Source organism: Erwinia billingiae Eb661, from assembly GCF_000196615.1.
In the GTDB taxonomy this organism is placed as follows: domain Bacteria; phylum Pseudomonadota; class Gammaproteobacteria; order Enterobacterales; family Enterobacteriaceae; genus Erwinia; species Erwinia billingiae.
Genome location: NC_014306.1, coordinates 3,031,058 through 3,057,229 on the forward strand (window position 1 = coordinate 3,031,058; position 26,172 = coordinate 3,057,229).

Here is a 26,172-nt window from a genome sequence, read left to right on the forward strand (position 1 = left end):
ACAATTAGATTTCTTTATTCAGTTTGACGTCCCATCCTGATTTCGTTTCCGCGCCTTTGGTACCCTGATCGCTTTGCTCCCAGTAATGAAGATTCACTTTTGCTGCCTGGAAGTAATAGCTGACCATGATTTTATCGGTGCTGCCCACGCCGGTGAATTTGCATCCTGTGACCAGCACGTCTTCAAGGACGATACGCGTGTACTCAACTTTCTGCCCACCGGCCTTACAAACGGAAAGCTCAACGCTGTTAACATGTTTGCCTGACGCACAAAACTTCATGATCGCCGGTGTGCCTTTATCGATAAACGCCTGCACCGCCAGGTCGCTAAACTGGACCTTACCGGCACCGCCGCCGCCACCGACTGCCATGTTACCCGGCTGGCTGGCTCCCCAGTTGAAGGACTGAATATCAATCCAGTTCTTATGATTCGAATCAGCGGACTCACCGGTTACACCATCAACTTTCAGATACATATCAACAGACATTCGCTTGTTCCTTTTAAAGAGATAAAAAATGAGCAACCTAATTATTAAATAAACTTAATAGACTTTTTTTACAAGAAGATGAAACGCCAGCCCCCGATTCCAGGAACTATCCTGGAAAACAGGTCCACTGATAAGGAGAATGGCACCGACGTTGTGCGATGAACGGGGGTTGGATGGGCGCTGCATCAGGTGAGCAACGGGTTGAAGAGTATTGGTTTCAGGCGAGATAGGAATGACCCGGGCTTTGGGATATATTGGCAGCACTATCGTGAATTGATTTCTTGTTAACAGGTAACATCGGCATGGCTCTGATCCCCAAAAACTACACCCGTCTGGAAAGCGGCTACCGCGAGAAAGCCCTGAAAATCTATCCGTGGGTGTGTGGACGCTGCTCGCGTGAGTTTGTTTACTCCAACCTGCGTGAACTTACGGTTCACCATATCGATCATGACCATACCAATAACCCGGAAGACGGCAGTAACTGGGAGCTGTTGTGTCTGTATTGCCATGATCACGAGCATTCGAAGTACACCGAAGCTGACCAGTACGGCACCTCGGTGGTGGCGGGCGAAGACGCGCAGAATGACGTGGATGCCGCGACCTACAATCCGTTTGCCGATTTAAAGTCGATGCTCAACAAGAAGAAGTAGGCGTTAACCTGTCCGCTTCAGACACCAGGCTGGCCTTAACCTCCAGCCCGGGTTCCCCCGGTTAAGCGGCCTTCCTCGTGAAATCCCCTCAAAATTGATCCAGATCATGAAATTGCTTCATGTTCGGTGAATTTATATCACTTTTCCTCACTCAGTGACTATGGCATAAATTAGACACTGCTTTTCGCCCAAGACAATTTGACAACAGCTGAATAAGAAACCAGAAAGTAAATTCTGGAACTGCTTAAAATAAACGCATTCAGTGTCACATCTGAGATTAGGATAGCCATCAAAATGAATAACGAATTCGCCTTTACCATTAAAAGTCTTTCTTTTGATGAAAATTATAATCCTTCAAAAAATACGCGTATTACCACCAATTTTGCCAATCTGGCACGTGGTGAAAAACGCCAGGATAACCTGCGCAACACCTTGAAAATGATCGACGATCGTTTCAACTCGCTGGCGCGGCAGGATAATGCCAATGGCGATCGTTATTCCGTCGAGCTGGAAATCATTTCCGTTGAGATGGATGTCGAAGGCAAGGGAAATACCTTCCCGGTTATCGAAATTCTGAAAACCCACATCGTTGATAAAAAGACCAACCAGCGCACGGAAGGGATTGTTGGCAATAACTTCTCCTCTTACGTGCGGGATTATGATTTTAGCGTGGTGCTGTTAGAGCATAACAAGAACAAAACGGCCTTCACCACGCCGGATAATTTCGGCGATTTACATGGCAACCTGTTCAAATATTTCGTTAACTCTGCCGCGTACAAAGCGCATTTCAATAAAGCGCCGGTGATCTGTTTGAGCGTGTCCAGCAAAAACACCTATCACCGCACTGAAAATCAGCATCCGGTGTTAGGTGTCGAATACCTGCAGGATGAACTGTCCATGACCGATCACTACTTCAATAAAATGGGCCTGCAGGCACGCTACTTTATGCCGCCAAACGGCGTTGCGCCGCTGGCGTTTTATTTCTCCGGTGATTTGCTGAACGATTACACCGATCTTGAGTTAATCAGCACCATCAGCACGATGGAGACGTTCCAACGGATTTATCGTCCTGAGATTTACAATGCGAATTCTGCGGCGGGTAAGAAATATCAGCCGACCCTGAGTCACAAAGATTATGCATTAACGAAGATTGTTTATGATCGAGAAGAACGCAGCCAGTTAGCGATTGAACAAGGAAAGTTTACTGAAGAGCGCTTTATCAAACCCTATCGGGCGATCCTTGAGCAGCTCTCAGCTAATCCCGTTCTTTGATTAACCATAAAAATATAAGGTCACCTGTTATGAAAATTTTATTACCTACGTCCACGGCGGGCAGCCTGCCTAAACCTTCCTGGCTGGCTCAACCTGAAACATTATGGTCACCGTGGAAATTGCAGGATCAGGAACTGATTGATGGCAAACATGATGCGCTGCGCCTGTGCCTGGAAGATCAACGTCAGGCCGATATCGATATCGTCAGTGATGGCGAGCAGACCCGCCAACACTTTGTCACCACCTTTATTGAGCACCTTAACGGCGTTGATTTTGAGAAGCGTGAGATCGTTAAGATTCGTAATCGCTACGATGCGAGCGTGCCAACCGTGGTCGGCGCGGTAGAGCGTCAGAAGCCGGTGTTTGTGGAAGATGCCAAATTCCTGCGCAAGCTGACCGACAAACCGATTAAATGGGCGCTGCCTGGCCCGATGACGATGATCGACACGCTGTATGACAGCCACTATAAAAGCCGCGAAAAGCTGGCGTGGGAATTCGCCAAAATCCTGAATCAGGAAGCGAAAGACTTAGAGGCAGCCGGTGTCGATATCATCCAGTTTGATGAGCCTGCCTTTAATGTGTTCTTCGATGAAGTGAATGACTGGGGTATTGCCGCATTAGAAAGAGCGGTTGAAGGCCTGAAGTGCGAAACGGCAGTGCATATCTGCTACGGCTATGGCATCAAAGCCAATACCGACTGGAAGAAGACGCTGGGTACCGAATGGCGTCAATATGAAGAAATTTTCCCGAAACTGCAAAAATCCAGCATTGATATCGTCTCACTGGAATGTCAGAACTCCCGTGTGCCGATGGATCTGATTGAACTGATCCGCGGTAAAAAGGTAATGGTTGGTGCGATTGATGTGGCAACCAATGCCATTGAAACGCCAGAAGAAGTGGCTGATACCCTGCGTAAAGCCCTGCAGTTCGTCGATGCCGACAAGCTGTATCCTTCGACCAACTGCGGCATGACGCCGCTGTCTCGTGACGTCGCCCGTGGCAAGCTGAGCGCGTTAAGTGCCGGTGCCGCCATTATTCGCGGTGAACTGACCCGATAGTCTTATCGATGGGGATGACGCGAGGATAAATCCGGGCCAGCCCGCACCGCGAAGAAGAGCCCCTTAAAAAAAGCCCGCTTATTGATATAAGCGGGCTTTTGTCTTTTCTGCATCACTGAGCGCGTCGCCCTTCCCCACTATCCTTTAGCGAAGTTCGCCTGGATACGCTGTTGCAGATAGTCTGCGGCGGTGATCGGCGGATATTTCTTCTGCGGCCCAAGAATTTCGACCTCTTTATTGGCCTGACAAAAAAACGCCAGGCTGTAGCGCGGCCCCTGATACTCACCCGGCAGCGGACTTCTGACCCGATGGAAATTCGACGGCAACTGGTCGTCGCTCCAGCGCATCAGCATGTCGCCGATATTGCAGGTGATCACCTCTTCCCGCGGTTCGATGCTGGTCCACTGCTGACTTTCATGGTCCTTGCCCGGACAAACCTGTAAGCCACCCTGGCCAGGGCGCTGGAACAACAGCGTCAGGCAATCAAAGTCGGTATGCGCACCGGCACGCCACATCCCCTGCTCGGACTGCTCGGTGGCATAGTAATGCAGCATACGCAGCGTGCTCTGATAGGTTTTTTCATCAGGATTGTGCGCCTGCGCGAAGAAGTGCTCCGGGAAGCCCAGCTTCAGTGCAAAGCAGGACAGCAGCTTCATTCCCAGCGCCCAGCACTGCGACTCAAAGGTCAGCATGGTCTGTTTAAACGCCGGCAGTTCGTTCTCGCCCGGCCACAGGCCATCCATCAGCGGACGGGTGATCTGATAGGACTCTTTCTGATCGGGGGTTTTGGTAGAAGGACGTACCTGGGATTTATTTTCCCAACCGGCGTTTCTCGCCAGCGGATACTGCGCTTTTACTGCATCCGGCAGCGCGAAGAACGACTCGGTGGTGCTGAAGGCATGACGGATATCATCCAGCGCAATGCCGTGATTGCTTACCTGGAAGAAGCCAATTTCAACCGCAGCCTGCCAGAGTTGGTCGGCGATCTCGCTTTTGCGTTGGTCGAAGTTCGACAGGTCAATGCAGCGCACTTCGCGGGTAAAGGTCTCTTCGCCCATCGCGCCCATCAGCGCCTCTTTTTCCAGTTCCTGCAAACCGTAACCTTGGGACTGTGACATGTTGTTTTCCTTCTTTATGGAATGAGGTTAACCCGCAACGCGCTGTTGCAGAGTACGCACCGCAGACATCGCCTGATGGCGCAGTGCGTCAAGATCGAGACCGGGAACCACATCGTTTTCCACGATGGTGCGGCCATTAATCATTAAGGCTTTCAGTGCGGCACGACCGCCGCAGGCAACCGGACCGATGGCCATGTCATGCAGGCCGAAGTAACGCGGGTCGTCGAGCCGGTAGATGGCGATATCCGCCAGCATGCCTGGCTGCAGGGAACCGCTTTTTTGCAGACCGAGGATCTGCGCTCCGCCGGCGGTGCCCCAGCGCACCACGTCTTCTATGGTTGCCGCGTCACCGCCGCCCTCGAAGGTGCCGCCGTCATAGCGGGGTTTGGCCGCCATCCCCTTACGGGCGCGCTGTAACAGCCAGGCCGCGTGGGTTTCACTCTGCATATCCGCCGCCTCATTTGACGCCGCGCCGTCCACGCCCAGCGAAATCGGCACGCCGGCTTTTTCCAGCGCCAGCAGATCGGCAATGCCGCTGCCCAACCGCCCGTTGCTCTGCGGACAGTGCGCAATCCCGGTACGGGTTTTCCCCAGCATGGCGATCTCTTCCGGCAGCAGCTTCACCAGATGCGCAAACCACACATCGTCACCCAGCCAGTCATGCTCGGCGCAGAACTGCACCGGCGTCATGGCAAACTTGTCGCGTGCCACATCGAGATAGTCCACCGTTTCCGACAGATGGCTGTGCAGACGAATATTCAGGCTGCGCGCCAGTTTGGCCATTTCCCGCAGCTGCGATCCCGGCGCGGAATGTAACAGCGTGGTCGGTGCCATCACCACGCGGCGTAAAGATTCCGGCCGTGGATCATGATAGCGACCGACCAGGCGTTCCATATCGGCCATATACGCCTCATAGTTTTCCGGTCGCAACGCCTGAGGTAAGTCTTTCTCAATCGACCGTCCCTGCGTTGCTCCGCCACGGCACAGTACAATGCGCATCCCCAACGCTTCGCCTTCGCTGAAGACGATCGCCGAGGTATCGAACGGCATATCCGGCCAGTAGAGATAGTTATGGTCGGCAACGGTGGCGCAGCCGGAACGCAGCAGTTCGATCAGCCCAATGCGCACCGCCAGACGGAAAGTCTGTTCATCAAAGGTGGCGCGAAAGCGGTAAGGCGTGGCGCTTAACCACCCGGTCAGGCTTTTGTTCAGTCCCTGCGGCTCACCTTTAAGTAACGACTGGAACAGATGATGATGGGTATTCACCCAGGCCGGATAGACCACGCAGTCGCGGGCATCGATTTGCCGCTCGTCGGGTTCCGCCACCAGCGTGCCCATCGCCTCGATAATCCCATTACGCACGCGAATATCCGGCCCGTTATGGCGCGCGGCTTCACCGGGTAATCCCGTCAGAATGGCGTGCGCGTTTTTTATCAGCAGTGAATCAGACAGCATCGCAGCGCTCCTCAGGGTTTAACCTGTATATGGTCAACAAACTCGGTGGTATAGGCCTGCTGCCAGTCGGTATCGGCGTTCAGCAGTTTGGCATTGACCATAAAATCACGGGTTTTCTGCCAGCGAGCCTCGGTCATGGTGCCCCAGCCTTTTGTTGCCGCATCGCCACCATCAATCAGATGATGCTGGCTGATTTGCTCAACCGCCCACGCCAACAGATCGTCGGTCATTTTCGGGTTGTCTTTTTTGATCAGCGCATTGCCAGGTGCCGGGTTTTTCAGGTAACTCACCCAGCCTTCCATCGAGGCCTGCACAAATTTCGCCATCGCCTCTTTGCGGCCGCCGATCTCATCCGGACGGGTAATTAAGATGCCGCCATAAGGCGGGTAGCCATGCTCGGAGAACAGGAAGAAGTTGGATTTCACCCCGGCTTTTTGCGCCTGAAAAACTTCAGAACTGACGTAAGCCTGCTGCGCGACGTTATCATCGGCGACAAAGGGTTGGATATTGAAGGTATAAGGGCGGACCTGAGAATCTTTCAGGTGATAGCGTTCTTTCAGCCAGGGCCACCAGGTTGACTGGCCGGAGCTGGAAACCAGAATGGTTTTGTCCTGCAGCCCGTCAAGGGAGGTCACCGAGGCGTGGGTCAGCAAACCCTGCGGATCATACTGGAAAGGCGCGGCGATGGCCTTAGCCTGAAACCCACGCTGGACCGCTTCCAGCAGCTGCAGGTCGTAACCGATGATCACGTCCGCGCGTTTCGACAGCAGCAGCTGCATACCGTTGATCTGCGGGCCGCCAGACTGAATGCTGACATCCAGGCCGTAGCGTTTATAGATGCCGGTGGCCAGCGCCTGGTAATAACCGCCCTGCTCGGCCTGCGCGTACCAGGAGGTCAGTAAGGCGATTTTCTCTTCCGCGCTGGCGGTAGACGACAGCGCCCCAAACATCAACGTGCTCAGCACGCAGTAAGACAGGGAAATGCGGGATGGTAACTTCATTGCTCCTCTCCTTATTGTTGCCGGAGAGAGGACAAGCAGACGCGGCTCAGCCTCCCAATCCGGCGCAAAATGAACCGCGAAATGGTTGCTGAGCAATGTCCCGCGCACTGAGCTGCACTGACCGCTTCTACTCACGTTTAGCTATACAAAAACGGTGCCAACTTCACCGATCGCCATTCCACAGGGTTTGTCGGGGAATGGCGTTGCAACATTTGATTCAAAGGAGAGCATCACGCACTAAACTGGTGCGATTATTCCTCGCGGCCTGGTGCATCAATCTGGCTGAACAACACTTCCAGCTGTTTCAACATCATCGATGCCGCCAGTGAAAGCTGTCGTGAAGGCGCCAGGCACAGCGACAAGGTGAAGGATTTTAACTGCGGATCGGTCAGCGGAATAAAGGCCAGCTCTTCGCGGTCCACCTCATCCATGATGTCCAGCCAGCAGAGGATGCCAATGCCGATCTTCTCTTTGATCAACGAACGGATCATATGGATGTTATTGGACACCGCCACTTCTTTCACCATGCCGCCGTTATTATTCAGCAGCGCCTCGACCGGCCCGTAAAGCATCAGCGGGGCTGAGGGAATAATAAATGGATATTCAAGGCATTGATTAAAGCGCACCCCGCTTCTGCCCTCCAGAGGATGCCCTTTGGGCACCACAATCCCCAGGTTGATCTCGGCAAAAGCCTGCACCATCAGCTCCTTCGAGCTTTGTGGGTTGAGCATAATGCCAAAGTCCGCATCCCCTGAAATCAGCGCCTGCTGAATATCGATATTGTTCATGGTGGTCAGCGTGAAGGAGATGTTGGGATAGTCCTGATGCACTTTCTTCAGCATCGACGAGAAGAAATGTCGGTTAATGGCATCGATGGTGGCAATCCGCACGTGCCCGCGCCGTAAGCCGCGCAGGTCGTCGAGCTGTTCACGCACCCGGGAAAAGTCCTTCTTCCAGTTTTTGGCGGCATGCAGCAACAGCTCCCCCGCCGCCGTCAGCCGCAGCCCGGTGGGATGCCGTTCAAACAGCGGCATCGCCAGCTCTTTTTCCACCCGCAGGATTTGCCGGTCGATAGAGGACGCCGCAACGTGCAGGGTTTCTGACGCCTTACGGAAGGATCCCAGACGCGCCACTTCGGTGAAATACAGCAGGAACTTTGAGAAGGCGAACATAGGTGAGGTGCTCTCTTTTATGCAACGGGACGTGCGAATCAAAGCTCTCGACGCAACGCAGTTATAGCAATAACGTAGCTTTCATTGCAACGGGAACAATCGTTTCATCACTCAAACAGAGTCCAGACTCGCTACGGTAAAAGAACATGAAAGACGCCGAAATAATCCCTGTCACGATCAAAGCAATTACTGAAAATGGCGCAGGAAACCGGTCATTGCAGTTAATTGCCCAGCGGGATTATGCGTTGCCAGGCTGGTTACCCGGCGCACATATCGACCTGTTTATTCCGGAGATTGGCCCGCGCCAGTATTCTCTTTGTGGCGAACACGGTGACGCGGAATATTATGAAATCTGCGTCAAGCTGGCCGAACTGTCCTCTGGCGGCTCGCAGCATATTCACCACCATTTTAAGCCTGGCGACAGCCTGACGATTTCCGCACCGCGCAATCATTTTCCGTTACTGGACGCGCCGCGTTACCTGCTGATGGCAGGCGGCATTGGCATTACGCCGTTGCTGGCGATGGCGGAAGCCATCGCGCGTCAGGGCGGCGAATGTGAGCTGCATTACTATGTTTCGAACCCCGAACAAACCGCCTTCCTGCCGCGTCTGAGCGCGCAACCTCTCGCGGAGCGGGTGTTTTTTCATTATAGCGACGCAAACGATTCCCTGCGCCACAACACGCCGCTCGCCCTGACGCAATCCGACCCGCATACCCGAGTGATGGCCTGCGGACCGGATGGCTTTATTCAGCGGCTGCAGGACATTATGCAGCAGCATCACTGGCAGCCCGACCAGTTACATTTTGAGCGTTTCAGCAACCCGGAATTAGCGCGACAAGGTGGCAATACGGCATTTCATATTGAGCTGAGTTCCACCGGACAACGTTATCTGGTCAGTCCGGAGCAGACCATTGCTGAAGTCTTACTCAGTGCCAAAGTCGATATTATGCTTTCCTGCGAACAGGGTATTTGTGGCTCCTGTATTACCGACGTGATCGACGGCATTCCGGATCACCGGGATTGTGTGCTGACCAATGAAGAAAAGGCCGACAACAGCCAGATAACGGTGTGCTGTTCCCGCGCCAAATCCCCTGTTCTGGTCCTCGACCTGTGAGGCTGACGACGCGCCCGACTCCACCCGGCTCGCTACTGGCCGGCGTTGCCAACGTCCGTTTACCGGCGTGGCTGCTGCCCGCCGACTGGCCGCAGCTGCAGGGTGAACCCGTCACGGCGGATATCCGTTTTGCCGACGGCAGGATCGCCTCGCTAACCCCTGCACAGCCCGACCAGCCAGATTTGTGGGACCTTCAGGGCACGCTGGCCCTACCGGGCCTGATTGAACCGCACGCGCATCTGGATAAAACCTTCACCATTGGCCGCAGTCGCCCAGCCCGACCGGGTCTGTTAGCGGCGATTGAAACCCTGCACCAGGATCGCCAGCACTGGACCGCTGCGGATCTGCACCAGCGCGCGGCGCAGGGCCTGGCCTGGGCGGCGTCCCACGGCGTCAGCCTGTTACGCAGCCATATCGACTGGTTTGAACCGACGCCACCGCTTGCCTGGCATGAACTGGCGACCCTTCACCAGCCTGGCGTCACGCTGCAACGCGTGGCGCTGGCCCCGCTCGGCTTTTTCGCCGATGCGGATGCCGCAGACCGTATTGCCCGCGCGGTGGCGCAAAGCGGTGAACACTGCCTGTTAGGCGGATTCGTTCACTCCTCCAACTGGGATCCGGCCGCGATGGCCAACCTGATGCACAGCGCCGCCCGCTGGGGGCTGGATGTGGATTTGCATATCGACGAAGAGCTGAGCGAGACCGCCAACGGGCTGGTCTGGCTGACTGACTTCCTCAGCGAAAACGCCTTTAGCGGGCATATCTGCTGCAGCCACGGCTGCGCGCTGGCGTCCGGCAGTGAGCAGCAGGCTAAAGCCGTGCTCAGCGAATTAGCTAAACATCGCGTCACCCTGATCGCCCTCCCGATGACCAACCTGCTGTTGCAGGACGCTGTTGTCGGCCAGACGCCGCGCCAGCGCGGGATCACCCTGGTGAAAGAGGCGCAGGCCGCCGGCATTCCGGTGATGCTCGGGTGCGACAACGTGCAGGATGCCTTTTGCCCCGCGGGCAGCTATGACCCGCTGGATACCCTGAGCTGCGGGCTGTTTGCCCTGCAGCTGGATAGAGTGTTTGACCAGCAGTCCCAGCTGATCTGTTCTGCTGCTGCGCTGACCGGTACGGCAAACGACTTACCGCTGGCGGTGGGTAGCCCCGCCAGCCTGGTGCTTTTCCCGGGAAGCGATAGCGTAACCTGGCCTTTAAACAGTGCGGCTCGCGTGGTGATCCACCACGGCAAGCTGACCTTTCAACGAACGTGGAATGCGGAGTGCTGTTATGAGTCTTGAAGCCGGAGCGGGCAAGCCGCTCGCCAAATATGCCGCCTGGCGTCGCGCGGGAGATTTTATCTTTCTGTCCGGCATTATTCCGGTCAATCCGCAGAGCGCCACCATCGTGCGCGGCTTTCAGGATATTCCGGCCGATGCCCGCCTGTTGCTCGGTGAAACCGGCGAATTCTCGACCGATGCCAAACAAGGCCCGATTCTTGCACAGAGTTGGTACGTGCTGGAAAGCATCCGCCGCACCATTGAAGAGGCCGGTGGCGAGATGAGTGACGTGATCAAGCTGGTGCAGTATTTCCGCAACCTCGATCACTTCCCGTATTACAGCCAGGTGCGAAAACTGTTTTATCCCGGTCAGCCGCCCGTTTCCACCGTGGTGCAGGTCAGCGAGATGCTGCCAGGTGCCGAGGTACTGATTGAAGTTGAGGCCACCGCGTGGCTACCCCAATCCCGCTTAACGCAATAATGTCGGACAACGAGGCACAGTATGATTAACGGTTATATTCCCGCAGCCCGCTTCCTCCCTTTCCTTAGCTGGCCGGCGATTGCTGCCCTGCCGGACAAAGCCAATACCGTGATCGTATTGCCGACTGGCGCCATAGAGCAACATGGCCCGCATCTGCCCTGCTCCGTGGACAGCGTGATCTCGTCCGGCGTGGCAGGCCACGCGCTGGCCCGTTTGCCAAAAGCGATCCCGGCGTTCGCCATTCCGCCGATCACCTACGGCAAGTCGGACGAGCATCTGAATTTCCCCGGCACCCTGACCTTAACCGGCGACACGCTGCTGCAAACCATTCTGGAAATTGCCGAATCGGTGTATCGCGCAGGCTTCCGCAAGCTGTTGATGATTAACGGCCACGGCGGACAGCCGCAGGTATTGCAGATGGCCTCACGCGAGATGCGTCTGCGCCATGGCGACATGATTATGATCCCGCATGACGTGTTCCGCGTGCCGAACGTGGAGAACCAGTATCTCAGCGCGCAGGAGCAAAAAATGGCGATGCACGCGGGCCACAGTGAAACGGCGGTGATGCTGGCGCTGGCCCCGGAGTGCGTCCATATGGAGCATGCGGTGGTGAACTATCCTCCTGAATTCCCCTGCCCGACGCTGTCCAGCAGCCGTCCGGCGGCCGCCTGGGCCTCATACGACTTTGGTCCCAGCGGCGTGATTGGCGACCCGACGCAGGCCACCGTTGAGCAGGGCCACGCCATCCTCGACTCGCTCGCCGCCAGCTGGGCGCAGGCCATTACCGAAATCCATCAAATGGAATGGAAAGCACGCAGTGAACCCACCTGGGGAAAACACCACTGGAATGGCTTTGTGCAGACCTCTTTTACGCCACCTTCGTCTTCTTTTGCCTCTGAATAAAGGATTTCCCGTGATGAATAACATGCGCAAAACCACCCATAGCCTGATTGCCCTGATGCTGGCCGGAACCTCTTTTTCCACCCTGGCAGAAGAAAAATTCACCTTCCTTACCAACTGGTACGCTCAGGCAGAACACGGCGGCTTTTATCAGGCGCAGGCCAAAGGGTTGTACAAAAATGCCGGGCTGGACGTCAGCATCAAGATGGGCGGCCCGCAGGTCAATGTGATGCAGCTGATGGCCGCCGGCCAGGCGGACTGTACGCTGGGCGACAACGGTCAGGCGCTGGAGACCTGGCAGGCCGGTGTGCATGCGATGACCGTCGCGACGGTGTTCCAGCACTCGCCAACGGTGTTTATCAGCCATGACAAGGTCAGCAAAGGCGAGGAATTAAAAGATAAAACCTTCCTGCTGGCCACCGAGGCCTATACCTCGTTCTGGCCATGGGCTAAAAGCAATCTGGGCCTGGCCAACGCCAAAATTCGTCCTTACACCTTCAGCGTGCAGCCTTTCCTCGCGGACAATAATTTAGTCCAGCAGGGCTACGTCACCTCCGAGCCGTTCTCGGTGCAAAAAGGCGGCAAGCCATTCTACGTCTACCCGCTCAGCGACTGGGGCTACCCGCCGTACGGCAACTCGATTATCTGTATGGCCGACACGGTGAAAAATCACCCGACGGCGGTCGCGGCCTTTATTAAGGCGTCGATGGAAGGCTGGAAAGAGTATCTGCAGGACCCGACCGCCGGCAACGTGCTGATCACCAAGGCCAACCCGCGAATGGGTGCCGATCAAATTGCCTTTGGCATCGCGCAGATGAAGAAATATGAGCTGGTGACCGGCGGCGACGCACAAACCGGCGGCATTGGCATCATCACCGAACCGCGTCTGAAAGAGACCTGGGATATGTTGGTGAAAAACAAACTGATCGCCGCCGATAAAGTGCCGTTTGAACAGACCTATACCCTCGACCTGATTAAAGACGCGAAGGTTATGCCATGAATTCAGCCCCTAAACTGACCGTGATGAGTGAGGTGCGCGCGCCCAGCGCGCCGCCGCAGCCCGCCATTGAGGTGCTGTCGGCGGAGAAGATCTACAGCAACGGCACCCGCGCGTTATTGCCGGTCAATCTGACCATCAACCAGGGTGAATTTATCACCCTGCTTGGCCCCTCTGGCTGCGGCAAAAGTACGCTGCTGAAGATGGTGGCCGGGCTGATTGAACCGACCGACGGCAAGCTGATGTTGTGGCGGCGTGACAGCCGTGAAAAGGCGCAGGAGCCGCTGTCGTTTGTCTTCCAGGAAGCGACGCTGATGCCGTGGTGCAACGTGCATAACAACGTGCGCCTGCCGCTCGATCTGGCCGGCGTGCCGCGCGCAGAAGCCAACACCCGCGTCAGTGAAGCGCTGGAGCTGGTGGGGCTGGGCAAGTTTGCCAAAGTCCTGCCGCGAGAGCTGTCCGGCGGCATGCAGATGCGCGTGTCGATTGCGCGCGGGCTGGTCACACGGCCTAAGCTGCTGCTGATGGACGAACCGTTCGGCGCACTCGACGAAATCACCCGTAACAAGCTGGACAGCGATCTGCTGCGTCTGTGGCGCGAACAGGGCCTGACGGTGGTGTTCGTCACCCACTCCATTCACGAAGCGGTGTTTCTGTCGCAGCGGGTGATCATGATGGCGGCACGGCCTGGCCGTGTGGTGGAGGATATCGCGATTACCGAACCCTTCCCGCGCAGTGAAGACTTCCGCGTCAGCCCGGCATTTTCGGTTTATGCCAAACGCCTGCAGGACAGCCTTCTGCAAGCCAGCCAGTCAGGAAAGGAGTAAGCCATGCAGACGCAACGATCAACGCCCTGGGCCAGCAACCCGACCTTCCGTAAAATCCTCTACCCGGCGGTGGTCGCCGTAGTGGTGATCCTGCTGTGGCAGGGCTGGGTCAGCTATTTCAAAATCCCGCAGTTCCTCGTGCCGTCGCCGGTGGTGATGCTGCAAAGCCTGTGGACCAACTTTGGTTCGCTGATGATGTCGCTGCTGTTCACGCTGAAAATCACCCTGATCTCCTTTGTGCTGTCGATCGTCATCGGCTGCGCGGTGGCCTTTGTGCTGGTGCAGAACCGCTTTGTTGAAACGGCGCTGTTCCCGTACATCGTGTTTCTGCAGGTGACGCCGATTGTGGCGATCGCGCCGCTGATCATCATCTGGGTGAAAGACACCACGCTGTCGTTAGTGGTCTGCTCGACGCTGATGGCGGTGTTCCCGATCATTTCCAACACCACCCAGGGGTTACGCAGCGTGTCGCCGGGCCTGCTGAGCTATTTCCAGCTGAGCCATGCCAGCCGCCTGCAAATCCTGGTGCGCCTGCGCATTCCCTCTGCCCTGCCGTACTTTTTCGGCGCGCTGCGCATCTCCAGCGGACTGTCGCTGATCGGCGCGGTAGTGGCCGAGTTTGTGGCGGGCACCGGTGGCAACAACACCGGGCTGGCCTATCAGATTTTACAGGCAGGTTATCAGCTGGATATTCCGCTGATGTTTGCCGCGCTGCTGTTGATTTCGTTAACCGGGATCGCGCTGTTTGGCGTGATGTCGTGGATTTCCCGGCGCGCCCTCAGCGCCTGGCATGAAAGCGAAGCCGTGCAATCTCACTAATTTAATGACCCTTTTGCCGACAGGATGAGTATGGACAGTGAACAACGTAAGAACGCCGTAGAGCAGATGCTGCTGGCGCTTCCCGACCTCGAGTGGACGCTTCAGGCCCCCAAGGTCAAACGTCTTTCGCGCGATTTTCACTGGTTCAGCCCGGTGCTGAAGCAGCAGCTGGAAAACAAGCAGGCCGATGCGGTGGTTCGCCCGCGCAATGAAGAAGAGCTCAGCCTGCTGGTCAAGGCCTGCGTGCAGCACGGCCTGCCGCTGATATTACGCGGTGGCGCAACCGGCAACTACGGTCAGCTGGTGCCGCTACAGGGCGGCATTCTGGTCGATATGACCGCGTTTAATCAGGTGGTGGAACTAGGTGAAGGCCGCGTGCGGGCGCAGGCGGGGATCCGTCTGGCCGAGATTGAAACGGTGACCCGTCCTGAGGGCTGGGAGCTGCGCTGTATGCCGTCGACCTATCGGCTGGCGACGCTGGGTGGACTGTATGGCGGCGGCTTTGGCGGCATCGGCTCAATCAACTATGGCCCGCTGGGCGCACCCGGCAACGTGCTGAGCGTGAAAGTGATGACCATGGAAGCCGAGCCGCGCATCCTCAGCGTTCCCGCGCCGCAGGCCTTGCTGCTGCATCATGCTTACGGCAGCAACGGCATCGTGCTGGAAGTCGAGCTGGCGCTGGCGCCGGTGCATCAGTGGATTGAGCGGCTGGATGTGTTCGACGACTTTACCGATGCGCTGGACTATGCCAATGCCTTTGCCCGCTCGCCAGGGCTGGTGAAACGCCAGCTTGCCCTGTTCGCCGCACCAATCCCGAGCTATTTCACCCATCTGAACGGCAACTACCGGGCCACGCAACATGCGGTGATCAGCGTGATTGCGGAGCAAAGTGAAGGCCTGTGCAGCGGACTGTTAGAAAAGTATCGCGGCCAGAATGCCGTGCGCCAGACGGCGAACGAGGCGCGTGAAGCCAACGCCTCGCTGATGGAATATTGCTGGAACCACACCACGCTGCATGCGCTGAAAGTGGACAGCACCCTGACCTATTTGCAGACGGCGTTCAATTATTCCACCTATCGCCAACAAATTATTGCGATGGCGGAATTGTTCGGCGATGAAGTTATTTCCCATATTGAATTCCTGCGTGACAACGATAGCAATATCACTGCCAGCGGATTACAATTAATTCGCTATTCCAGTGAAGAAAGATTGAACGAAATAATGCAGATATTCCGCGATAATGATGTAAAAATAAACAATCCGCATGTCTTTACCATTGAAGAAGGTAAGCAAGGGGAAATTAAGGCCGAGGTGGTTTCAGTTAAAAAGGCGCTGGACCCGGCAGGACTGCTCAACCCAGGCAAGCTGCAGGGTTGGGACGTGCGCGACACGCTGGAATTACCAAGCGATCCGCTGTCACTGAATAAATGAAATCAGCATAAAATTAATTACAGTGAGTAAATAAAGCACGTATCTAAAATAACGCGCTCGCCACTGGACGGTTTTACCGGATACCCAAAAACAATTACTCAGCAAATTTTGCTGCGGGCAGATCATTTTCAAATTTTTGACAGGAAGCTATTGATGAAAACAAAGAAGGTCAACTTTGCGCTAAAGTTGGGTGCACTCGTCGTCTCTCAGGCTTTATTAATGGGTCACGCGCTGGCCGCGGCACCGGTTTCGGATTGTGATGCCGGCGTGGCCGATTCACTGACCGAAATGTTTACCTGCGGCTCGGTCCATGGCAGCCTGCGCAGCCTCTATTATTCCACCCACAACGCCTATTTCTCACCGGGCTATTCGCAGGACACCGTCAGCTACGGTGGCAGCGTGAAGTACGCCACGGCGGAATATTATGGCCTGAGCCTCGGCGTCAGCGGCATTTTGCAACGCGGCATCTCGCATAACGATGACCACTTGATCGGTGAACTGGGGCCAAACGAGACCGGCGTCGGCGAAGCCTATCTGAGCTGGCACTATCAGGACTTCCGTATCACCGCCGGTGACCAGCGTATCAATATCCCGTTTATCGGCGACTACGACTGGCGCATCACCCCGATCCTGTTCCGGGGTGTGGACGCCAATTATGGCGACAGCGACAACTTCCTGCACGCCACCAAAATTACCCGCTATAAACCCTGGGGTGACGATCAGTTCCTCGACACCACCGCCTACACCGACGCCGATGGCCGCACCAACGGCATGTGGGGCATCGGCGGCGGACGTGCCCTGAAGCTGGATGATAAAAAGCTGACCGGCCAGCTGTGGTACGAGGAATACAATAACTACACCAAGATGGTTTACGCCGACAGCTTCCTGTCGTGGTCGGAAAATCCGTTGCAGCCCAAAATTGGCGTGCAGTTTATTCGCGGCCTGAGTCAGGGCGATGCGCTGGCCGGCGAAGTAAACAGCACCAGCTACGGCGCGCAGTATGCGATGAATTTTGTACCTTCATTGCGCTGGTCACTGAACTGGGACCATATCGCCGCCAGTGAGAATGCCTATGGCAACGGCGCGCTGGTGACGCCTTATGCCCATAACACCTCGTCCGGCCAGTATTTTGCCCAACCGTTCTTCACCAGTACCCAGGATTTGGGGAGCGGCAACGCCTACTCCACCGATCTGAACTGGACCGCCAACAGCAATATTTCCCTCGGCAGCCGCTACTCGTTTATGGATTTGACCGCCAGCGCCGGCGCGTCCAGCAGCAATCAGTCGGAGTACCTGATTTACGGCACCTACAGCTTTGATGGCGTGCTGAAAGGGCTGAGCCTGACCGACTTTGTCGGCGTGCAAACCACCTCGACCTCTGACAAGAACTTCTGGCAGAACCGCTTAGCGTTAGAATATGATTTCTAAGCCAAAACAGGCTTAGTGGCGCTTAAACAACGGCTTTCGCAAGAAGGCCGTTTTTCATTATGACGCCAACTCGGCTGCCAGCCATCGATTGTAATCAAAAAGTAAATATCGTATAACAAGCCTCTCCGAGGGGTGTCCTTTATGGGCTGAGATGGCGACGTTAGCCGGACCCTTTGAACCTGATCTGGGTCATGCCAGCGAAGGGACGGGTTGGCAATAGCACCACTTTCGATCGTTGCCTGTTCATACCTCTGCACGCCCGGATCTCCACTCACTTTTGGAGGTCCCATGTCTGACAACATGTTTTCCCGTGGTCTTTATGGCCAGCTTCGCCAGCAGGCCGCGGCTGACTGGCAGCACTACGTTAACCACCCTTTTCTTCAGCAGTTGGCCCAGGGCACGCTGCCTGAAAGCGCGTTTCGGCTTTATCTGACCCAGGACTACCTGTTCCTGATCCATTTCGCCCGCGCCTATGCCCTGCTGGTCAGCAAGTTCCGAACCTTGCCAGAAATGCGTGCCGCCACCGCCTCGCTGAACGCCATCGTCGCCGAGCTGCCGCTGCATGTCGGTTACTGCACGCAGTGGGGCATCAGCGAAAGCCAGATGCGCAATGAACAGGAAGCGCCCGAAACCCTCAACTACACCCGCTATGTGCTGGATATCGGCCAGTCCGGCGATGCGCTGGATCTGCTGGCCGCGCTGCTTCCCTGCGTGGCGGGCTATGCCGAAATAGGCCTCGGCTTGCTGCACAATCCCGCCACCGTCACCGAAGGCAATCCCTACCGCTCGTGGATCGCCAACTACGGCGATGAAAACTATCTGGCCAGCGTACAGCGGGCGATTGACCTGCTGGAAACGGTCGGGGTTCAGCGCGGCGCACAGAGCCGTCTGCCGGAGCTTTCAACCATCTTCACCACCGCCACCCGTCTGGAAAGCGCCTTCTGGCAGATGGGCCTGAATGCCAGTTTGAGTAACGTGGTATGAACAGTCATGACATTGCCCGCGGCGTGATCCCGCCGGGGATTCAGGTTCGCGATCTGACCCTGCGCTACGGCGCACGGACGGTGTTTGAGCAGTTGAACATTGATATCCGCGGTGGGCAGTTTGCTGCGATGCTCGGTGCCAGCGGCGTCGGCAAAACCAGTCTGCTGAAGATCATTGCCGGGCTGGCGCAGCCGACGGCAGGCACGGTCACCGGCAGCGACGGTCTGCCGGTTCCGGGACGCGTGGCTTATATGGGGCAGAAAGATCTGCTCTATCCATGGCTAACCGTCCGCGAGAATATCAGCCTCGCCTCACGCCTGCGTGGCGAGAAGCCCGACCGCGAATGGGCTGACGAACTGACGGATCGCGTCGGCTTAAGCGGCTATGGCGACAGCCTGCCTGCCGCGCTGTCCGGCGGCATGCGGCAGCGTGCCGCGCTGGCCCGCACGCTTTATCAGCGTCAGCCGATGGTGCTGATGGATGAGCCCTTTTCAGCGCTGGATGCCATTACCCGCACCAGTATCCAGACGCTGGCCTCAATGTTACTGACCGGCCACACGGTGTTACTGATCACCCACGATCCGCTGGAAGCCTGCCGCCTTAGCCACCAGCTGTTGGTGCTGTCTGCCGCCGGGATTGATGATTCCCATCAGATTGCCGGACTGCCGCCCCGGGCCCCTGACGATCGGCACCTGTTGCAGAGCCAGGGTGAATTACTGCAACAGCTGACCCGGGCGGCAGGATGATATCCGCAAAAGAATCGGCCTTTGGCCGCTGGCGGCGTGGCCTGACGGTATTTATCGGCCTGATTGCCGTCTGGTGGGCAATCACCCGCAGCGGCGTTCCTGCCTTCCTGCTGCCCACGCCGATGTCGGTTGCCGACGTCCTGTGGACCAGTCGCGCGTATCTGGCGGCGCACACGCTGGTGACCGCGGCAGAAATCGTCAGCGGGCTGGTCGCCGGCGTGTTGCTCGGCGCCATCCTTGCACTGTGCATGATGTTCTCTCCCCGCTTACAGCGCTGGCTGATGCCGCTGGTGTTGACCAGCCAGGCCATACCGGTCTTTGCGCTGGCACCCTTGCTGGTGCTGTGGTTCGGCTTCGGCATCAGCGCCAAGGTGGCGATGGCGGTGCTGGTGATTTTCTTCCCGGTCACCTCGGCTTTCTTCGACGGGTTGCGCCGGGTCAATAACGATTTTCTCGACCTCGCCCGCACCATGGGCGCGTCCCGCTGGGCGTTATTACGCCATGTGCGGCTGATGGCGGCGCTGCCCGCGTTTGGCTCCGGGCTGAGGATGGCGGCTGCAGTGGCGCCGATTGGTGCCATTATCGGCGAATGGGTCGGCGCAGGAGAAGGTCTGGGCTACGTGATGCTGAACGCCAATGCGCGGATGCAAACCGAACTCTGCTTTGCGGCACTTTTTATTCTGGTGCTGATGACCCTGCTGCTGTGGCTGGCAGTGGACAGTGCACTGCGTCGCCTGATCCGCTGGGCACCGGAAAATGACTGATCGATACCTCACTCAAGGGAAACACATGTTTAAGAAAACTCTCTGCGGCCTGCTGCTGACTGCCGCCTGTGCCCACGCCGCCTGTGCCAACGACAAGCTGACGCTGGTGCTGGACTGGTATATCAACCCCGATCACGCGCCGATCATGGTCGCGGAACAGATTGGCGCGTTTAAGGAACAGGGGCTGGAGGTGAAGATTGTGCCGCCTTCCGATCCGGCATTGCCGCCACGGCTGGTGGCAGCCAAACAGGCCGACCTGGCGATCACCTATCAGCCACAGCTGCATTTCTTTGCCGATCAGGGCTTACCGCTGATGCGCGTCGGCACGCTGATCAACTCGCCGTTAAATACGGTGATTACGCTGGATAAAAGCATCACCTCGCCGGCCGGGCTGAAAGGCAAAAAAATTGGCTACTCGGTCAGCGGGATTGAACAGGCGACGCTGGGCACCATGCTGAACCATGAAAAGGTCAGTCTGGATCAGGTGAAGATGGTCAACGTCAATTTCCAGCTCAACAGCGCGCTGATGGCGGGCCAGGTCGATGCGGTGATAGGCGGCTATCGCAATATCGAAGCGCTGGAGCTGAAGCAGCACGGTCAGTATCCGCAGGTATTCAACGTTGAGGACTACGGCGTTCCGGCCTATGACGAGCTGATTATCGTGGCGAATCGCGATGAGGTGAACGCGCCGAAAATCAAAAAATTCCTGATTGCGCTGAAGAAAGGCAGCGACTACCTGCATGCCCATCCGCAGGAGAGTTGGGATGCGTTCGCCAGTGCGCACCCGGACCTTAATAATGCCTTAAACAAAGCCGCGTGGATGAAAACCCTGCCGATGTTTGCCCGCGATCCGGCCCATCTGGACAGAGCCCGTTATGACGCTTACGAACGGTTCCTTTTTGACCATAAGCTGATCAAAAAAATAACGACGGTTAACAATTACGCGATGGAATTACGTTAAGAAATCGTAAAGCCCGCCAGTCGATGCTGGCGGGCGAACAGATGTTACAGGCCATTTCAAGCTGCTGATTACCCTCGGCTATCTGGCATTATCCTGAAAAGCTTTTCCCCCAGGCTTTCTTAGCAAGAACTTATGCCATACTGGAACCTACTGTACAGGTTCTCTGATGCCTGTCCCCCCTCCGACCCCGGGTAAACTCCATGAGCAACTTCCTCAGTCCTGCCGCCGCCTACCTTAATCGCCGCAACGAATTGCTGGCGCAGCGTTCTGTGGTGGAGTCGCCCGTGGTGATTCAGACGATCAATAAGGCGTTGTTAGCCAGCGAGATCGCCATGGCTACCTTCCACGATTTGGAAGCGTTAAAAACCCTGCAACTGCGTAAAGCCAGGCTGATTGACTGGCATGAAGCTGAGAGTCAGCAAGAGCTGCAAAACTTCGAGCTGGCCAGCAATGCGCTGACGCTGGCGGACGATGACAATGAGCAGGCATTCCTGAGCTATCAGCGTGATTTTGCCTTAATGGCCGCCTCATTCTCCTGGCAGCATGCCAGCCTGCAGATCGTGCAGAATGAACTGTTCGCCACTACCTTCAACCTGTGGCTGGAGACGCTGGAAGAGCTGTTTGCGTTACCGGACAGAAAGTTGCTGTTTACCCGCATCAGCAAAATTCTGGCGTTCTCAATCGGTAAAATCCCGGTGCTGGGCGAGGCGATAGACGTTTACCGTATGCTGGTGTCGGTGATGTCCGCCAGTCTGGAAAAAGCCAAAAGCAGCGATGCGTATTTCTCGACGCTTGAAAGCTACACCGAGGCCGCCAACATTTGCAGTCGGGGCATTTTGATTTTCTGCTTCACCACCGAAGCGGTGCTGCGCGGGCGGCCTCTGCCGAACGAGGCGCAGCTGAATGAGAAAATCAAAGGTCATTACGCCAGCGTGATAGACGGAACGCATCCTTATTTTTGACTCACTTTGCCGCGAACAGCGTCCTGAACATGTTCGTGGCAACCCAATCCCCCACCCTTACCCTTCCCTTGTACAGGGTTGAATCTCCGTCAGATGATTCCATACCTTATTATTGACCAACAGGATCACACCGCCCGCCCTGCTCACGAGGCCTTAGGCTTTCTGTGGTAATATGGTGGATGTAAACCCTGTCAGGGTCCTCTTACAGACGACGGATTTAACGAGTTGCTATGTCAGTCACAGCCAAAAGAAAAAACGACCCGGAAGGGTTGAAGAAACGCATCCTTGCCGGTGCGCTTGCCACTTTTGCCGAATTCGGCCTGCAGGGCGCCCGCATGGAACAGATTGCTGAACATGCCCAGACCACCAAACGGATGGTGGTGTACCACTTCAGCAACAAAGAGAACCTGTACGTGGAAGTTTTGGAGCAGGTGTATCAGGAAATTCGCCAGCATGAAACCGGCCTCAATCTGGCTGAAATGCCGCCGGTGATTGCCATGGCGCGCCTCGCCGAAGCCAGCTTTGACTATCACATCACCCACCCGGATTTTATGCGCTTAGTCTGCACCGAAAATCTGATGCGCGGGCGCTATATCAGCCAGTCGGAGCGCATCAAAACGCTGAACCAGAGTGCCCTCGACGTGCTGGAAGATATTCTGGCGCGCGGTAAAGCGGCAGGTGTGTTCGACAGCAAAGCGGACACGGTCGACGTTCACCGTCTGATCAGCAGCATCTGTACGCATAACGTGTCGAACCGCTACACCTTCAACACGCTGTTTGGCGGCGGCGAGAGCGAACAGCAGAGCATCTCGCGTAATCGTCAGCTGGTGGTTGATGCCACCCTGCGCTATCTGCGTCCGATTTGATCGGCAATCTGTACAACGAAAAACATTCTGTACAACTTTTCACGCCCCGGAACCTGTCGTTCTGGGGCTTTTCAGCTATGCTTACCGGTAATGTACGGCGCCTCGAAAGCTTATTCCTGCGCTTTTCCCCCTTACTGATTTGTTATTGTCCTTATGAAAGGAGTAGTCGATGACGAGCGAAAATCGCGGATATCCCCTTCGCAACCCCCATCCTGCCGCTGATGGCAAAGTATGGAACTGGGCCCAAAACTCCACGCTGGGCGATAAAAACGCGGTGTGCGCACCGGAGTCCGAGTCCGAATTGCAGCAGCTGGTTGCTGCCAGCCGGGGTAAAATCCGCGTAATGGGCAGCAAAATGTCGCCCGGCCGGATGCTCAAGCTGGTGGAGCAAGGCGATACGCTGGTAGACCTCAGCAAGCTGCGCGGCTTGATTGCGATCACCGATGACAGTGCCACCTTTGCCGGCGGTACGCCGCTGCACGAGGTTTACGAGATCCTGTCCGGCATTGGCAGAATGCTGCCGGCTTCCCCTGGCGTGATTGCCTCGCAGTCCCTTGCCGGTGCTCTGTCGACCGGCACCCATGGCCAGGGATTGCAGCAAAGTTCGATTGCCGATGAGGCGCTGAGCATCCGTCTGGTGCTGGCCGACGGCAGCATTGCCGAGTATGACCGCGACCATAAGTGGTTCCCGGCGGTGCAACTGGGGTTAGGCTCGTTAGGCGTGCTGACTCAGGTGACATTACGCACCACGCCTTCTGTGGTTTACACCTGTTTCAAAAATGCGGTCAGTGCCGACACGCTGGAAGAGGATCTGCTCGACTGGAACCACAACTATGCGCTGAGCAAAGCCTGGTGGTTCCCGAACGAGAACCAGGTTCACGTGTGGGCTGCACGAGAAGCGAATGCAGAAGAGATCGCGCTTTATCAGGATAACAACGAAGATCTGGTGAAGCAGGAAGAGACCAGTGATGCGATGAACGAGACCATCGATCAGACGCTGGAGCATATGCGCAGCGACACCAAAATTCTTGATGAGAATGGCAAACCGTTCCGCACCGTCACGCGCTTTAAGGATTTCTCGGACGTGACCGGCGATGTGTATCAGGTGTTCTGTCGCGGGATCGCCACGCCGCAGATCAACGTTGAGATCGGCATTCCGCTGGCGCGTGCCGGCGAGGTGATCCGCAAGATTAAAGCCTGGCATGCCGATACCCAGCCGCACATGCATTACCCGATTATCCTGCGCTGCACCGGCCCGTCCTCGTCCTGGCTCAGCCCGGCCTATCAGCAGGACACCTGCTTCTTTGGTTTTGTGGTGTATTACTCCGAGGACGGTTCACTGTCTGAAGAAGGGGTGAATTTCCTGCGCGCCGTCGAAGAAGTATTGGCTGAAGAAGGTGGTCGCCCGCATTGGGGCAAATACTTTGAGGCGCCGTTGTACGATTGGGCAGCGCTCTATCCGCAGTGGCATGAGTTTGCCAGCGTGCGTGAAGCGCTGGATCCCCAGCATAAATTTGAGAATGCGTTTACCGCCGCATTATTAGACTGATTATCCAGGAGAAGCCAATGAAGGCATGGACTACCCTTTTGACGCAGCCAGGCTATCTGGTTGGCGTGCAGGCCTTGCAGAAATCGTTAGTGAAGTCAGGCAGCGCCTTTCCACTGGTGGTGATGGTCACGGAAAATATCGATGCCGATGCGCGTAAGGCGCTGGAAGCAGCCGGTTGTTTGCTGCGCGATGTGCAGCCGATCAGCCCGAACAGCAGCCTGCAAAACAACTACGCTAACGCGCGTTTTTCCGAGGTATGGACCAAGCTGGCGGTCTGGAAGCTGACCGAATTTGAACGCATTGTGTTCCTTGATGCGGACATGTTAGTGACGCAAAACATGGATGAGCTGTTTGAGCTGCCATTGGAAGAGGATCAGATTGCGGCCTGTCACGCCTGTCGTTGCAATCCAAACAAGATCCCAAGCTATCCGAAAAGCTGGCGTCCCGAGAACTGTTTCTACAGTTTTTGCCGTGGCATAGAGCACACGGAAGAGTTGGAAGAAGTGGATAATTACCTGAACGGCGGTTTCCTGGTGTTGCGCCCGGATCAGGCGATATTTGAAGATATGTTGCATCAGTTGGCGGAGTTGGACGATCTTTCCCGCTATCTGTTTGCCGAGCAGGACTTCCTCAATGACTATTTCCACGAGCGTTGGAAGCCCTTGCCGTACATTTACAACGCGTTGAAAACGCTACCGTTCCAGCACTCCGCGATGTGGGATCTGGATGAGGTGAAGAACATTCACTTTATCATTGATAAGCCATGGGAGAAGGCGCTGGACAAGGGCGACCGCTATTACGCATTGAATAAGATGTGGTGGGATATCGCGGAAGCCTGATTTGGATTGGTGGGTTCAGGGGCGTCGTCTGCGGGTTTGGGTGACGGGTCTGGGAGGGTGCTTTGAAAGCAAAGTCCCCGTGAGTTCGTCTCTGGCGATTGCTGGGCTTTAGGGCGTCGTCTGGGGGTTCGGGTGATGGGTCAGGGAGGGCGCGTTGAACGCAAAGTCGCCGTGAATCCATCCCTGGAGGCTCAGCTGCGACATCCCTGTCGCAGATGCTTTGCTTATCAACGCGTCCTCCCCTCCCTGAGCTTCAGTGTTGACTGGTTGATTGGGGTTACACAGGTCAAAATCTAAAACCACCTATGTCCTGTCAATCTTGCCATCTTGCCATCTTGCCATCTTGCCATTCTTGCCAATCTTGCAGATAAGAATTTTCATTATGATGTGCTAGCGCGATTTTAAGCGGACTCTCGATGCTTACACGTCCGCTTTTCGCTGATTAAAACCCTTCTGCATCGGTATACTGGCGGCTTCGTTCCAGATGTTGACGTCAAACTGATTTTCTCTGAGGTTTCCGCTATGACCACCTTTCATCAACTTTCCGCCACCCGTCTGGATGGCAAGCCTGTTTCGATGGCCGACTATGCGGGCAAGCTGGTGCTGGTAGTGAATACCGCCAGTCACTGCGGCTTCACGCCGCAATACGCAGGGCTTGAGGCGCTAAACAAGAAGTACACCGCCCAGGGACTGGTGGTGCTGGGTTTCCCCTGCAACCAGTTCGGTAAACAGGAACCCGGCGGTGCCGACGAAATCGCGCAGACCTGTCACATCAACTATGGCGTGAGCTTCCCGATGTTCGGGAAAGTGGAGGTCAACGGCGCCAATAGTCACCCTGTATTTCGCTACCTGAAAGACGCATTGCCCGGCGTGCTGGGTGGACGGATCAAGTGGAACTTCACCAAGTTCCTGATTGGACGCGACGGCAAACCGCTCAAGCGTTTCGCCCCGTTCACCAAACCCGAGAAAATGGAATCCGTCATTGTGGCTGCGCTTGAACTTTAAGGGCGCGTGTTAATCGAATC

At 56.1% G+C, this 26,172-nt stretch carries 26 protein-coding genes and 1 riboswitch; of the genes, 21 read left to right on the plus strand and 5 right to left on the minus strand.

Annotated elements, in window-relative coordinates:
• Positions 1-4 precede the first annotated feature (4 nt).
• Positions 5-487: an Hcp family type VI secretion system effector gene (locus EBC_RS15240; RefSeq protein WP_013202719.1), complete on the minus strand. Its 483-nt coding sequence runs from the start codon at positions 485-487 to the stop codon at positions 5-7.
• Between the two features lie 302 nt (positions 488-789).
• Between EBC_RS15240 and yajD the strand changes: the two genes are divergently transcribed.
• The 3 genes from yajD (at position 790) to EBC_RS15255 (ending at position 3,467) form a co-directional block, all read left to right on the plus strand.
• Complete coding sequence (yajD, locus tag EBC_RS15245) at positions 790-1,137, plus strand: HNH nuclease YajD (protein WP_013202720.1); 348 nt, start codon at positions 790-792, stop codon at positions 1,135-1,137.
• 294 nt (positions 1,138-1,431) lie between these two features.
• A complete protein-coding gene (locus EBC_RS15250) occupies positions 1,432-2,409 on the plus strand; it encodes a DUF1852 domain-containing protein (RefSeq protein WP_013202721.1) in 978 nt (325 codons plus the stop codon).
• A 29-nt stretch (positions 2,410-2,438) separates the two neighbouring features.
• Positions 2,439-3,467: a methionine synthase gene (locus EBC_RS15255; RefSeq protein WP_013202722.1), complete on the plus strand. Its 1,029-nt coding sequence runs from the start codon at positions 2,439-2,441 to the stop codon at positions 3,465-3,467.
• Positions 3,468-3,604: 137 nt separating this feature from the next.
• On the opposite strand, the gene EBC_RS15260 is transcribed toward EBC_RS15255, so the two are convergent.
• The 4 genes from EBC_RS15260 to EBC_RS15275 all read right to left on the minus strand — a co-directional run bounded on the left by EBC_RS15260 (position 3,605) and on the right by EBC_RS15275 (position 8,213).
• Positions 3,605-4,585, minus strand: coding sequence for an isopenicillin N synthase family dioxygenase (locus EBC_RS15260; protein WP_013202723.1), 981 nt, complete (start codon positions 4,583-4,585; stop codon positions 3,605-3,607).
• 27 nt (positions 4,586-4,612) lie between these two features.
• Positions 4,613-6,040, minus strand: coding sequence for an amidohydrolase family protein (locus EBC_RS15265; protein WP_013202724.1), 1,428 nt, complete (start codon positions 6,038-6,040; stop codon positions 4,613-4,615).
• 11 nt (positions 6,041-6,051) lie between these two features.
• Entirely contained in the window at positions 6,052-6,990 is a 939-nt protein-coding gene (locus tag EBC_RS15270) for an ABC transporter substrate-binding protein (protein ID WP_013202725.1), read from the minus strand.
• A gap of 302 nt (positions 6,991-7,292) precedes the next feature.
• Positions 7,293-8,213, minus strand: coding sequence for a LysR family transcriptional regulator (locus EBC_RS15275; RefSeq protein WP_013202726.1), 921 nt, complete (start codon positions 8,211-8,213; stop codon positions 7,293-7,295).
• A gap of 146 nt (positions 8,214-8,359) precedes the next feature.
• On the opposite strand from EBC_RS15275, the gene EBC_RS15280 reads away from it, so the two are divergent.
• The 18 genes from EBC_RS15280 to EBC_RS15370 all read left to right on the plus strand — a co-directional run bounded on the left by EBC_RS15280 (position 8,360) and on the right by EBC_RS15370 (position 26,152).
• Positions 8,360-9,328, plus strand: coding sequence for a PDR/VanB family oxidoreductase (locus tag EBC_RS15280; RefSeq protein ID WP_013202727.1), 969 nt, complete (start codon positions 8,360-8,362; stop codon positions 9,326-9,328).
• The gene (locus EBC_RS15285) at positions 9,325-10,614 is read left to right on the plus strand and encodes an amidohydrolase family protein (RefSeq protein ID WP_013202728.1); all 1,290 of its coding nucleotides are present in this window, start codon (positions 9,325-9,327) and stop codon (positions 10,612-10,614) included. Before EBC_RS15280 ends, EBC_RS15285 begins: the two co-directional genes overlap by 4 nt.
• Positions 10,604-11,074, plus strand: a complete 471-nt coding sequence (locus EBC_RS15290) for a RidA family protein (protein WP_013202729.1) — start codon at positions 10,604-10,606, stop codon at positions 11,072-11,074. Before EBC_RS15285 ends, EBC_RS15290 begins: the two co-directional genes overlap by 11 nt.
• A 21-nt stretch (positions 11,075-11,095) precedes the next feature.
• Complete coding sequence (locus tag EBC_RS15295) at positions 11,096-11,977, plus strand: creatininase family protein (RefSeq protein WP_013202730.1); 882 nt, start codon at positions 11,096-11,098, stop codon at positions 11,975-11,977.
• Positions 11,978-11,990: 13 nt separating this feature from the next.
• Positions 11,991-12,974 carry an ABC transporter substrate-binding protein gene (locus EBC_RS15300; protein ID WP_013202731.1) on the plus strand — a complete coding sequence of 328 codons (984 nt, stop codon included), beginning with the start codon at positions 11,991-11,993 and terminating at the stop codon, positions 12,972-12,974.
• Positions 12,971-13,798 (plus strand): ABC transporter ATP-binding protein, encoded by an 828-nt coding sequence (locus tag EBC_RS15305; RefSeq protein WP_013202732.1) that lies wholly within the window; start codon positions 12,971-12,973, stop codon positions 13,796-13,798. Before EBC_RS15300 ends, EBC_RS15305 begins: the two co-directional genes overlap by 4 nt.
• Positions 13,799-13,801: 3 nt before the next feature.
• A complete protein-coding gene (locus EBC_RS15310; protein ID WP_013202733.1) occupies positions 13,802-14,617 on the plus strand; it encodes an ABC transporter permease in 816 nt (271 codons plus the stop codon).
• A 30-nt stretch (positions 14,618-14,647) separates the two neighbouring features.
• Positions 14,648-16,048 (plus strand): FAD-binding oxidoreductase, encoded by a 1,401-nt coding sequence (locus EBC_RS15315; protein WP_013202734.1) that lies wholly within the window; start codon positions 14,648-14,650, stop codon positions 16,046-16,048.
• A gap of 153 nt (positions 16,049-16,201) precedes the next feature.
• On the plus strand, positions 16,202-17,476 hold the full coding sequence (locus EBC_RS15320) for an OprD family porin (RefSeq protein ID WP_013202735.1): 1,275 nt from the start codon (positions 16,202-16,204) through the stop codon (positions 17,474-17,476).
• A 118-nt stretch (positions 17,477-17,594) separates the two neighbouring features.
• A riboswitch (TPP riboswitch) is annotated at positions 17,595-17,699 on the plus strand.
• A 65-nt stretch (positions 17,700-17,764) separates the two neighbouring features.
• On the plus strand, positions 17,765-18,460 hold the full coding sequence (tenA, locus tag EBC_RS15325; RefSeq protein WP_013202736.1) for a thiaminase II: 696 nt from the start codon (positions 17,765-17,767) through the stop codon (positions 18,458-18,460).
• Positions 18,457-19,206, plus strand: coding sequence for an ABC transporter ATP-binding protein (locus EBC_RS15330; RefSeq protein WP_013202737.1), 750 nt, complete (start codon positions 18,457-18,459; stop codon positions 19,204-19,206). The genes tenA and EBC_RS15330 overlap by 4 nt, the downstream gene beginning before the upstream one ends.
• Positions 19,203-19,970, plus strand: coding sequence for an ABC transporter permease (locus EBC_RS15335; RefSeq protein ID WP_013202738.1), 768 nt, complete (start codon positions 19,203-19,205; stop codon positions 19,968-19,970). Before EBC_RS15330 ends, EBC_RS15335 begins: the two co-directional genes overlap by 4 nt.
• Positions 19,971-19,995: 25 nt before the next feature.
• Positions 19,996-20,931: an ABC transporter substrate-binding protein gene (locus EBC_RS15340; protein WP_013202739.1), complete on the plus strand. Its 936-nt coding sequence runs from the start codon at positions 19,996-19,998 to the stop codon at positions 20,929-20,931.
• Between the two features lie 200 nt (positions 20,932-21,131).
• Positions 21,132-21,893 carry a hypothetical protein gene (locus EBC_RS15345; RefSeq protein WP_013202740.1) on the plus strand — a complete coding sequence of 254 codons (762 nt, stop codon included), beginning with the start codon at positions 21,132-21,134 and terminating at the stop codon, positions 21,891-21,893.
• A 230-nt stretch (positions 21,894-22,123) separates the two neighbouring features.
• The gene (locus EBC_RS15350; protein ID WP_013202741.1) at positions 22,124-22,759 is read left to right on the plus strand and encodes a TetR/AcrR family transcriptional regulator; all 636 of its coding nucleotides are present in this window, start codon (positions 22,124-22,126) and stop codon (positions 22,757-22,759) included.
• Positions 22,760-22,928: 169 nt separating this feature from the next.
• Positions 22,929-24,308 carry a D-arabinono-1,4-lactone oxidase gene (locus tag EBC_RS15355; protein WP_013202742.1) on the plus strand — a complete coding sequence of 460 codons (1,380 nt, stop codon included), beginning with the start codon at positions 22,929-22,931 and terminating at the stop codon, positions 24,306-24,308.
• 17 nt (positions 24,309-24,325) lie between these two features.
• The gene (locus tag EBC_RS15360; protein WP_013202743.1) at positions 24,326-25,147 is read left to right on the plus strand and encodes a glycosyltransferase family 8 protein; all 822 of its coding nucleotides are present in this window, start codon (positions 24,326-24,328) and stop codon (positions 25,145-25,147) included.
• Between the two features lie 522 nt (positions 25,148-25,669).
• Entirely contained in the window at positions 25,670-26,152 is a 483-nt protein-coding gene (locus EBC_RS15370) for a glutathione peroxidase (protein WP_041692042.1), read from the plus strand.
• Positions 26,153-26,172 lie beyond the last annotated feature (20 nt).